The 10,919-nt window shown below is 69.3% G+C and carries 11 protein-coding genes; 1 reads left to right on the top strand and 10 read right to left on the bottom strand.

Translation table 11 applies throughout. From position 1 onward, the window contains the following. The coding region (locus D7X32_RS40140) for a dihydroxyacetone kinase subunit DhaK (RefSeq protein WP_120607795.1) at positions 1-1,280 on the top strand (1,280 nt) is incomplete at its 5' end. 5 nt (positions 1,281-1,285) lie between these two features. Here the strand turns inward: D7X32_RS40140 and D7X32_RS40135 are convergent. The 10 genes from D7X32_RS40135 to D7X32_RS40090 form a co-directional block, all read right to left on the bottom strand. Beyond that, a complete protein-coding gene (locus D7X32_RS40135; protein ID WP_120607794.1) occupies positions 1,286-1,756 on the bottom strand; it encodes an NUDIX hydrolase in 471 nt (156 codons plus the stop codon). Positions 1,757-1,817: 61 nt separating this feature from the next. Then, entirely contained in the window at positions 1,818-2,288 is a 471-nt protein-coding gene (locus tag D7X32_RS40130; protein ID WP_120607793.1) for an NUDIX hydrolase, read from the bottom strand. Next, positions 2,285-3,706 (bottom strand): DUF2380 domain-containing protein, encoded by a 1,422-nt coding sequence (locus D7X32_RS40125; protein WP_120607792.1) that lies wholly within the window; start codon positions 3,704-3,706, stop codon positions 2,285-2,287. The genes D7X32_RS40130 and D7X32_RS40125 overlap by 4 nt, the downstream gene beginning before the upstream one ends. Before the next feature lie 22 nt (positions 3,707-3,728). After that, positions 3,729-5,264 carry a PH domain-containing protein gene (locus D7X32_RS40120; protein WP_120607791.1) on the bottom strand — a complete coding sequence of 512 codons (1,536 nt, stop codon included), beginning with the start codon at positions 5,262-5,264 and terminating at the stop codon, positions 3,729-3,731. After that, positions 5,254-5,739 (bottom strand): PH domain-containing protein, encoded by a 486-nt coding sequence (locus tag D7X32_RS40115; RefSeq protein WP_120607790.1) that lies wholly within the window; start codon positions 5,737-5,739, stop codon positions 5,254-5,256. The genes D7X32_RS40120 and D7X32_RS40115 overlap by 11 nt, the downstream gene beginning before the upstream one ends. Before the next feature lie 80 nt (positions 5,740-5,819). After that, positions 5,820-6,512, bottom strand: coding sequence for a VOC family protein (locus D7X32_RS40110; protein WP_120607789.1), 693 nt, complete (start codon positions 6,510-6,512; stop codon positions 5,820-5,822). Between the two features lie 43 nt (positions 6,513-6,555). Beyond that, on the bottom strand, positions 6,556-6,855 hold the full coding sequence (locus D7X32_RS40105; protein WP_171449376.1) for a PRC-barrel domain containing protein: 300 nt from the start codon (positions 6,853-6,855) through the stop codon (positions 6,556-6,558). A 21-nt stretch (positions 6,856-6,876) separates the two neighbouring features. Then, positions 6,877-7,683, bottom strand: coding sequence for an acyl-CoA desaturase (locus D7X32_RS40100; RefSeq protein ID WP_120607788.1), 807 nt, complete (start codon positions 7,681-7,683; stop codon positions 6,877-6,879). A gap of 33 nt (positions 7,684-7,716) precedes the next feature. Beyond that, on the bottom strand, positions 7,717-9,408 hold the full coding sequence (locus D7X32_RS40095; protein WP_120607787.1) for an ATP-binding protein: 1,692 nt from the start codon (positions 9,406-9,408) through the stop codon (positions 7,717-7,719). A gap of 146 nt (positions 9,409-9,554) precedes the next feature. Then, complete coding sequence (locus D7X32_RS40090; RefSeq protein ID WP_120607796.1) at positions 9,555-10,916, bottom strand: multicopper oxidase family protein; 1,362 nt, start codon at positions 10,914-10,916, stop codon at positions 9,555-9,557. Between the last annotated feature and the right edge of the window lie 3 nt (positions 10,917-10,919).

The raw sequence follows: 10,919 nt of genomic DNA, 5'->3' as shown, positions 1-10,919 counted from the left end.
CCTTGTGCACCAGCACCACGCCCGCGCGGCGCCGGGGCATCGCGGGCGTGGTGCTGGTGCACAAGGTGGCGGGGGCCGCGGCGGCGGCGGGTGTGTCGCTGGCGGAGGTGGCGCGCGAGGCGACGGAAGCGGCGGCGGCGCTGGGCAGCATGGGCGTGGCGCTGGGGCCGTGCACGGTGCCCGCGGCGGGCCGGCCGGGCTTCACGCTGGAGGACGACGAGGTGGAGCTGGGGCTGGGCATCCACGGCGAGCAGGGCGTGCGCCGCGTGGCGCTGCAGCCGGTGGACGCGCTGGTGGACACGTTGCTGTCGGCCATCGTGGAGGACCGGAAGGTGGGCCGGGGCGACCGGGTGGCGTTGATGGTGAACGGGTTGGGAGGCACGCCGCCCATGGAGCTGGCCATCGTGACGCGGCGGGCGCTGGCGTTCCTGGCGGAGCGGGGCGTGACGGTGGAGCGCGCGTGGCAGGGCACGTTCCTGTCGGCGCTGGAGATGCCGGGGTGTTCGCTCACGGTGTTGAAGGTGGATGACGCGCGGCTCGCGCGGTTGGACGCGCCGACGGAGGCGCCAGCGTGGCCGGGGCGGGGGCAGGTGGTGAAGCGCCGTCAGGTGGTGCCCGTGCGTGGAGCGCTCCCGACGGTGGCGGGCCATCCGAAGCCCCAGCCGATGATGGCGCAGGTTCGCGCGGCGGCGCTGGCGGTGGCGGATGCATGGGACGCGGCCGAGGCGCGGCTGACGGAGCTGGACAGCCGGGCGGGGGACGGCGACCTGGGGTTGAGCCTGGCGCGAGGCGCGGCGGCCATCCGTGCGTTGCCGGAGCGGGCGTGGGCGACGCCGTCCGGTGCGTTGACGGAGTTGGGGCAGGCGCTGCGCCGGAACATCGCCGGCAGCTCCGGACCGTTCTACGCGACAGCGTTGCTCCGGGCGGCGCGCTACCTGGCGAACCGGCCGGTGGACGCGGCGGCCTGGGCGAAGGCTTTCGAAGTGGGCGTCGAAGCGGTGTCGGAGCTGGGCGGCGCGCGGCCGGGGGACCGGACGATGGTGGATGCGCTGCACCCGGCGGCGGTGACGCTCGTGCGCGCGGTTCGGGAGGGAATCTCGCTGGGTGAGGCGTGGGCGGAGGCGACGCGCGCGGCGGAGCAGGGCGCGGAGGCGACCGCCAGCATGTCGCCGCGACTGGGCCGGGCCAGCTACCTGGGCGAGCGCGCGAAGGGGATTCCGGACGCGGGTGCCGCGGCGGTCGTCATCTGGATGCAGGCGCTGCGCGGCCGAGTGGGGTGAAGCGGTCAGGCTTCGTTGTCGGGCAGGAGCGTGAGGAGCAGCTCGTCGTCAGGACCGAGTGGGCGCCAACCGGGCGGTGGAGGTTGGGCGCGCAAGGCCGCCATGAGCTGATCCGCACGCTCCTGATGGGAATCCGGCGTGTAGCCACTCCAGCTGCCGAGCGCCTTCGCGACAGCGAACCGAGACGCGTCATCCATCACGGCTGGCCATCCGTGGGGAAGGCTCCGCGAGAGCATGCGCACGAGCACGCCGCGCACGAGTCGGGTGACCTGGTTGCGTCGCTCCGCCTCGGCGAACAGTCCGCTCAAGACCTGGACTCCCGCGACGTCGTCCTTTCCGAGTTCCTCGGCCAGCTCCACCAGTGAGGCGGTCGGACGTGCATTGGCGAAGGCGGTGAGCGAATCGTAACCGCGATCTCGAACCCGCTCGTAAAGACGTGCTTGCCAGTTGCCACGCCAAGAGCGCCCGTCGGCCATCACCGTTTCTCCGAAACGAAGCGCATTGGGTTTTCGTAGTCCTGCATGTTCGCAGCGACGATCATGCTTCGTCGTCTGGCAGGAGCGTGAGGAGCAACTCATCGTCGGGACCGAGCGGGCGCCAACCGGGCGGTGGCGGAGAGGCGAGGAGCTCCGCTTTGACCTGCTTGACGCGTGCTTCATGCGTCTCCGGCGTGTAGCTACACCAGCGTGCGAGTGCATGGGCGATATCGAATCGGTTGTTGTCGTCCACTGCAGTCGGCCATCCATTGGGGAAATCCTCGGACAGCTCTCGCACGAACTGGCTCCGGACCAATCGAGTGAGGCGTTTGCTTCGCTCGGCCTCCGCTACCAGGCCACTGAAGACCTGGACTCCAGCGATGTCGTCCTTGCCCAACTCCTCAGCCAGTTGCACCAGCGAGGCGGTAGGGCGTGCTTCCGCGAAGGCCGTGAGTGAGTCGTACCCGCGCTCACGGACACGCGCATAGAGGCGAACCTTCCAATCACCCTGCCACGAGCGGCCGTCGGTCATCGCCTCTTCCCAGGGCTGAAGGTCATCGGTATGTCGAAGCGCCGCATTTCCGTCGCGACGATCTTCAGGATCTCATCCCGCGTCAATAATCGGCCTGTGTCGGATTCGCTGACTCGGAGGAGCCGCATGATGTTCTGATTCCACTCTTTTGCCCATAAGCGTCCCAGGCGCCAGTCGCCGCCACCATGAATCGCCTCGTGGTGTGACTGCTCCAGCCGGACGCAGAACTGGTCGATGTCCATCTCGCCCTTGAATCCGCGTCGCTCGAACCACTCGCGATGCTCCTGCGGCAGGACGTGGTGCTTCGGTGCACTGGACATCCCGGCTCCGGCCCTGCCGGTCTCTCGCATGGCGCGAACCTCGGGGCTGTCGCCCAGCGCATCGCGCACGCCCTTGGGCAGGTCCTGGTTGGCCTGCGCCATCAACACCTGACCCGCGTGGATGCGGACCGCCGCGCTGACAACGGGTGCGGAGATGACGCCCGCCTGGACGAGCGTGCGCATCCGCTCGACCCACTCGGCCGTCACGACGATGCGTGAGCCCATCATCACGCCACCGGAGCCCATCATGAGCCCCACACCGAGCATGACCGGGGCGGCGGGCGGCGGTCTGGGCAGCGTTGCCTTCAGGGCTGAAACCAACGTGAGCATCTCAAGGAACTGGGCCGCCGCGACGACCCGTCCGCCACGCTCCATCGCTCCGCGCGCACCGTCTTGAATGGATTGGAACTCGCGGGTGAGTTGCCCCATGAGTCCAGGCATCGCGGTTGCGGTGGCCTCCACCTCCTCTGGATCCAGTGAGGCAAGCGCCGTCATCGCGGGCTCCATCTGCCTCTGCACGCGGTCCAGGTCCACGAACAACCGCTCGACTCCGTAGTAGGGGCACTCCTGCCGCACGACCTCCGCGAGCCGCAGGAAGTCGAGCCATGTGGCCAGAAGCATCGCTCCGGACATGGCGGCCTCGATGCGCGGCCCTGTCAGCCGGAGAATGCCCGACCGCATGTCCATGTCCTCGACTGTCGCCGCGTCGTCCGTAAGCGAGGTGGCTCTCGCGAGTGCGCCCCGCAGCCACGGCAACTGGCTGGCGCCGTAGTCGGTGTAACGGGTGAAGACGCCGTCGGAATCCCCCAGGCCCTTCGTGTTCTTCGCGAGCCTGGGGAGCGTCCTGGCAATGCCATCCAGCGTGCCCTTCACTTCCTCCAGGACCGCGATGACCGCCTCATGGGTGAGTGGGGCGATTGGGTCGCCACCTTGCCGGGGCCGTGTGCCTGGCGTTCGCCGACGCTCCGCCGCATCGTCGGGCGCGAAGGTCGCTCCCTGCCGGAGAACCCGAGAACTGCCCCGGCCAGTCCGCGGCTCCACGCCCGCGCATCCTGAGACAATCAAGACCGCGCACAGCGCCACGACACCTTCGCGCATGGTCGCCTCCCTGCGTTGTCACTTATCCGGGAAGCCGTACGTCCGGCAGGGACGCAGGAGGCGCCCGACGCGCGAGACGACGGGCCGGAAGCGCGTCGATGAGCGACTGGGCCTCTTCCCAACCCACGCTTGGCAGGATGACGTGCGAACCCGCTACGTCGATTCGCACGTGCCCGATGCCGTAGCCGCGCTCCAGGGGGCCCTGTCTGGCGCGCACGGACTGGATGCGGGCGCGCTGAACCACCGTCGTGCGCCTGCGCCAGAAGCCCTGGCGCACCACCACCAGGGCTTCCGTGACGAACCATCCCTGGAAGCGCCAGTCGAACCAGGCGCCCAGCAATTGCGCTGGCAACAGGAGCCACGCCACCGCGCCCCAGGCTCCCCAGAACCAGGTCGCGGGCGCGGCCACCAGCACGCTCAGGCCCACGGCCCGGATCCGTGCTCGCAGGAGTGCCTTCGGATGCGCTCTCTGGAAGGGCTGGGCGGAGAGGTCGCCGGGCAGCTCCGGCACGAACTCCCTCAGCAACGCCTGCATGCGCGCCGTGGGCACCACCGGCACCAGCAACTCCGCGCGGTCCGCGGCCTCCTTGCCCGTGCGGACGCCCGCCGTCTCCACCTCCACCGAACCGAAGCCCAGCGTGCGGCGCAGAAGCGGCTCATCCAGCACCACCTGCTGGATGCGCGCCCGCCGCACCGTCACCTGCCGGCGCGTGATGAGCCCGCCCACCGCGCGCAGGTGCGTTCCCAGGTCCACCAGCCGGAAGCCATGGAACTGCAAGACCGCCCGTGCGCCATTCACCAGCCACAGGCCAAACAGCCCCGTCAGCGCCGCGGCCGTCGCGGCCAGCCACCCCATGCCCGGCGCCGCTACGGCATCCCAGTGCGCCTCCATCCACGGCAGCAGCAGCTTGTGGAAGGTCTCGGTGATTTCATGCAGCGCGCCCATCACCACCGCGATCACACCCACGCTCAGCGCGGTCGCGCCGTAGAGCAGCAGGCCCCCCAGGCGGGCCTCGGAGAGCACCCGCTCCTCCGGGGCGGTGTCGCCGGGCAGGAGGACCGCCGCGGCGCCTTCTCCCCGCACCGCCTGGAGTGCGTGGATCAGCGCCTGTGCCTCATCCGGTGTCAGCCCCCGCAGGTGGCCGTCCGCCTTGCCTCCGGAGGCCGTCTCCACCTTCACCTCCACCAGCCCGAGCAGCTTCGACACGAAGGGCTGCAACACCTCCGTGTTCTGCACCCGCGCGGCTTCGATGAAGCGCGACGTCCGCGTGAAGATGCCCGAGCGGATCTCCAGCTGCGCGCCCACCACGCGGTAGCTCGTCGTGGCCACTTCATAGAGCCCGGCGGCGAGCATCAGCCCTGCCATGCTCAGCACGATCACCCAGAGGACCACCGGCAGGCCCCGCTCGCCCGCGAAGTACGTGGGCAGCAGCGCGCCCAGGAGCATGCGGCCAATCGTGGATGACAGCGGGACCAGCGCCGCGAGCGGGGCCTTCGCGCTCAGCCGCTTCCAGGGGACCTCCTGCGGGGAGGCCAGCGCCACCGGCTCAGACGACATCGTCCGCCTCGCGCCGCACCAACCGCTCGCGCAGGGCGTCCGCGGTCTCCCGGGCCAGGCCGGGAATCTCTCCGTCCGCCCCACTGCCCGCGGCCGTGTAGATCTGCAGGCGCGCCAACCCCAGCGACCTTTCGATGGGCCCCTGGTGGACGTCCACGTGCTGGATGCGTCCCGCCGGAATGGACACCACCTCCCGCAGGAGCACGCCGTGGGAGATGACCAGGTCGTGCTCGCGCAGCGCCCAACCCCAGCGCTCATGCGCGCGCTGCGGATACCACGCCGTCAACACGCTCAGCCCCAGCACCACCGCGCACGGCAGCAGGAACGGCCAGTGCTCGTTTCCCGCGAAGCTCAACGCCAGCGCCACGGCGAACGCGATCGCCCCGGAGATGCCCATGCGAAGCAGCGCCCGGATGCGGAACAATGTGAGCGCTCCGCGAGGCAGGCGTTCCAGCGTCGGCAGCGGGGCGGTCATGGGGCGTCCTCCGGGGGGATGTCGAATCTACTCCATCTCGCCCCTCCCGCTGTCACTTGCCCATCAAGATGTATCAGCCATCAAGGCCGCTGACGCAGGCCGAACGCGGCCCGGTGCGGATCCTCGCACGCGGCGACGCGGGTTCCGTCCGGCATGACGTGCGTGCCGTTGGCCACGAGCCCTCCGCCCTCGACGACGGCCGCGAGGGCGCGGTCCAGGTCTTCGACGGCGAAGGAGAAGAGCCAGTGCGGATGGATGTGGGGGAGGCGTGCGGTGCTACAGGCCGCCCCCACGCTGCGCGCGTCCTCGCGCCAGGTGAACTGTTGATACATCCCGACGTCGGGGGACAGCCGCAGTGCTTCCGTGGGGCGCCAGCCGAAGAGCTCGCGGTAGAGCGCGAAGGCTCGGGCATGGTCGGCCGTGTGCAATTCATGCCACGCCACCTCCGCAGGCGTCCGCGGTCCTGGCTGTGACGTCAACGCGACCACGGCGCCAAACGGATCCCTCAGCACGGTGGACGGGATGCCCTCCGCGGACCTGCGAGGCGGTCCCAGCCGCTCGGCGCCTTGCGCGATGAAGCGCCGCAGGGACGACTCCAGGTCGGGAACGTCGATGTGGCCCAGCCAGTGACTGGGGGCGCCCCGGGCGGCGGCGGCTTCCGGCAGGAGGGTGATGTCTCCCACGGAGGGTGTTCCCAGCACGGTCGAATAGAAGCGCCGCGCCTCGTCGGGCCTGGAGGTCCTGAGCTCGTACCAGCAGAAGCCGTTCGTCATCGGCTCCTCGTAGTGGAACGGGCCCGGGGGAGTAAAGCCGTGCTCAGATGGGGGCGCTGGCGGCGTCCTGGGAGAGCACCTCGCGGAGCTCGTCGACGGTGACGGAGAGAAGCACGGTGTCACTCACCGAATGCACCAGGCGCGTTGGCACGTAGATGCGCCCCGCGTGGAAGTAGTTCCAGTAGACGCCGAACTGCTCGGCGGCCTCCGAGCTCAACTTCACCTGGAGGGTGTCGATCTTCCAGGTCTCGCTGTCGATGGACAGGGTCTCCACGTTCCCGAGCGCCTGTCCTCCCGCCGCGACGACCAGACGACCCTGGGCGACGCTTTCCGCGAATTGCATGGGGGTTGATCCTCCGTTCGCTCACAAAGATGGGGATGCCTCGAGCGAAGTGCCGCGATCCGCATGCGCGGGCGCGGGACGGTACTCCGCATGCTTGCCCTTCGAAGCAGGCGTGAGCTGGATGAGCTTCATCCAGGAGAGCAGCCGCATCACCTGCCACGTGGGATCCAGCTCGAAGCGCCTGGCGGCGAAGTCAGGGCTCGCCGGCCGCGCATGGTGGTTGTTCTGGAACAGCTCGCCCATGCACAGCACGTCCACCGGCAATGTATTGCATGACTCATCGCGGCTCGCGAAGTTGCGGTAGCCGTACCGGTGCCCGCACCAGTTGACGATGGCGCCATGCACCGGCCCCATCACGAAGTGCATGGGCAGCAGCGCCCAGTGCCACCGGCGCGTCGCGAACCGCCGGTAGAACAGCGTGTAGAGCGCTCCAAAGGCGATGCGCGTGGGCCAGCGGGTGAAGAGGCGATCCACCGCGGGCCACTCCGGGTAGCCCCCGAGGAAGCGCGGCTCGGGTGAGATGCGCCGGGTCAGGAGGCCCATGTAGCGGCGCGCCGTGTGGAGCATCATCCGCAGGGGATTCTTCTGGTGCGTGGGCGAGTGCGGATCCTGCTCGGTGTCCGCGTACGCATGGTGCTCACGGTGGAGGATGGCGTAGGCGCGCGGGTCGAGGTAGCTGGACCCCTGCACCATCGCCGTCGACAGGTGGAGCGCTCGCTCGGCGCGAGGCCCCATCGTGAACATGCGGTGCGCGGCGTATCGGTGCTGGAAGAGGCTCTGGAAGAGGACGCTGACAGACCAATGGGATGCGAAGAAGAAAGGGACCATGGGGGTGGAACCCCCCGCCGTGTCAGCCTCCGGTCAGGCGAGTCCCGATGCCCGTCCAGCGCGCTTCGCCACGTTCGGGTCCGCCTGGAACGGCCGGGCGTCCCAGGGCAGCACCAGACTGAAGGTCGTTCCGTGGTGGGCATCGCTCGTCAGCTCGACCTTGCCGCCGTGCGCCTGGGCGCACCCCCATACCAGCGTCAGCCCCAGCCCCCAGCCCTTCGACAGTCCCGTCTCCGCGGAGCGGGTCCGGATGAAGGGCTGGAAGATGGTCTCCTGGTCGGCGCTGGCAATCGCCGGCCCCTGGTTGTGCACGGAGGCTCGCGCTTGCGCCCCGGTCGACGTGACGGTGAAGGTGATGGGGAAGTTGTCCGCGCCGTACTTGAGGGCGTTGGTGCCCAGGTTCCACAAGGCGCGGCGCAGCTCCTCTGCGCTCCAGATGCCCCGGACGCGATCCTCCGCCTCGAGCACGAAGCGCTCTCCGTGGAGCATCGCGAGTTCCTCGACGACGTCGTGGGCGATGCCTCCCAGGTCGCAGGTGTCGAGCCGGAGTGGCAGCCGTTGGCCCCCCTGGATGCGGTTGGCGTCGAGCAGGTCCCGCACCATCTGGTCCGCCCGTTCGATGTTCCGGTCGATCCTCAGCACCAGGTCGCGCCGCGCCTCCAGCTTCTCCGGGGCCCGGATGAGCGCGTGGGCCCCCATCTTCGCAGCGGACAAGGGCCCGCGGAGGTCGTGGGCCAGGATGTTGACGAACTGCTCGCGGAGGCCGCGCTCGGCCTGGAGCGCTTCGACCTTCTCCTGGAGCTTCGTGTACAGCCGGGCGTTCTCCAGGTGGACGCTCAGGTGTTGTCCCAGGGTCTGGATCCGCTGCTTCTCCCGGCCGGTGAAGTCACGGGTGTCGGTCAGCCCGACGTAGAGCACGCCCATCAGGGCCCGGTGGGCGGGAAGCCGGATTCCGAGCAGCGAGTGGATCCCTCCCTGGCGGAGCGAGTCGCTCACCTCGAGCGGCGTGGTCATGGCATCCCAGAGGGAGTAGGGCTCCTCGCCCGCGGCCACGATGCTCCCGGGAAAGGACTTCGGGTCCAGGGAGGTCGCGTAGTGCTCCAGTTGCTCGTTGGCGGCTCCCGCGGAGGCCGCGGTGACCAGGCGCTCGCCCTCCAGCTCGTACAGCAACAAGGCAACGCTCTGGGCGCCCATGGCCTCCAGGATGACCTCGAGCAGCTCCTTGAGCTGGTCCCGGCTGCTCGGTCCGTCCAGTCTGAGCGCTTCACTGGCCACCTGCTGGAGGAGCCGCAGGTAGCGCTTCTCCGTCTGTTCTTCCTCCAGCAGGTGCTTGCCGAAGAGGTCCGTCACGGTCTCCATGGCGACGTGCAGCTCGCCGTAGAGCCGCTCGACGTCATGTCCGTCGGGCTGGAGGTCGGGAGGCGTGGTGCTCCACATCTGGGTGATGCACCGTCCCAGGATGGCGAACTCCTCGACCACCTCCGCGACCAGGAACCCCTGTCGAAGCCGTGCGGACACATGACTTTCGACGTGCTGCCGCTGCTTGTCGTCCCCGTCGCCGCCCGATGCCCGGGATTCCGCGAGGGATGCGAGATAGATGGGCATGACGTTCCTGAACTCGGGCTTGTCCAGGCCTCGGGCCGACGCGGCCCGGGTCGCCTCTTCCATCCAACACCGCACGATCTCCGCGTGATGGCTCCGGATGATCTCCGCGATGCTCGCCATGGCCCTCCCCCTGTCACCAGCGCCGGCAGGTGATGCTGAGCAGTTATTAAAAAGGTGGTCGTCGCGGGCCTCTCACGCAATGGCTGACCCGCACGGAGCGGCGTACTTCCAAGGCATGCAGGCGGTGGAGCCCACGGCCTGGCTGCTCAGACGTCGATGCCGTCCCGACGCAGTTCGTCCACCTGGGCCAGCCTTGCCTGCGTCCCCGGCGGCGGGGTGTACCAGCCCGGGGCTCCTTCCCCGTCCAGCCGGTCGCGCACCTTGAGGAGGGTGAACATGCCTCCCATGGTGATGTCGTCGTAGGGGCCCTTGCCGCCCACCATGGGGATGGAGTTCGCGGGCATGGGCATGTGATGCATGCCCGCCATGTCCCCCATGCCGGTCTGCCCCATGGTCATGTAGCCGGGCAGCAGGGGCCGCACCTTCGCGTCCAGGCCCGCGGGCTTCACGCCGACCATGTTCGGCAGGTCGTGGCCCATCTGGTTCATCACGTGATGGGTCATGTGACAGTGCATCGCCCAGTCACCGGGCTCGTCCGCCACGAACTCGATGGTGCGCGTGCTGCCCGTGGGCACCAGCACCGTCGTCTCTGGCAACTGCGCGCTCTCCGGGATGCGGCCTCCGTCCGTTTCGGTGATGCGGAACTGGAAACCGTGCAGGTGGATGGGGTGGTGGTCCATCGCGCTCAGGTTGCCGAAGCGGATCCGCACCCGCTCGCCCTTCTGCACGACGAGCGGCTCCGTGCCGGGGAACGCCTTCGCGTTCATCGTCAGCACGTTGAAGTCCGTCATCTCGTTGGGGTCCGGACGCCGCGTGCCCGGGTCGATGCGCCACTCGTGCAGCATGATGGCGAAGTCCCGGTCCACGCGCGGCCCCACCGGCTTGCGCGGGTGGATGATGAACAGGCCCACCATGCCCAGCGCCATCTGCGTCATCTCGTCGTGGTGCGAGTGATACATGCACGTGCCCGACTGGCGCACCGTGAACTCGTAGCGGTACGTCTCCCCCGGCGCGATGGCCTTCTGGTTCAACCCGCCCACGCCGTCCATGCCGCTGGGGACCAGCACGCCGTGCCAGTGCACCGTGGTGGCCGCGGGCAGCTTGTTCGTGACGTAGAAGCGGACGCGGTCGCCCTCCACCACCTCGATGGTGGGGCCGTGCACGTGGCCGTTGTAGCCCCAGCACGTGGCTTTGAGTCCGGGCGCGAATTCGTGCTCCACCTCCTCGGCCACCAGGTGGAACACCTTCACGCCGCCCACGTTCTTCCACGGCAGCTTCGCGCCGTTGGGCACGACGACGGACCCGGAGTCGCGGCCCGCCCTGGGGGCCTTCGCCCCGGGCACGGCCGATTGCGCCTGGGCGGCGCGGCCGTGCATCAGCAGGGCGCCCGTCGCCAGCGTGGCGCCGGTGCGTGCGAGCAGACCGCGGCGCGTGAGGGCAGGGGACGTGTCGGACCGCGTGTCCTCGGCGGGCCCTTGGGTTTCGTCAGGGGGCTTCATGGTGCTCATGGG

It is taken from the genome of Corallococcus carmarthensis, assembly GCF_003611695.1.
In the GTDB taxonomy this organism is placed as follows: Bacteria; Myxococcota; Myxococcia; order Myxococcales; family Myxococcaceae; genus Corallococcus; species Corallococcus carmarthensis.
Note: the sequence above shows the minus strand (reverse complement) of the source record. Positions and strands in the feature narration are given on the sequence as shown.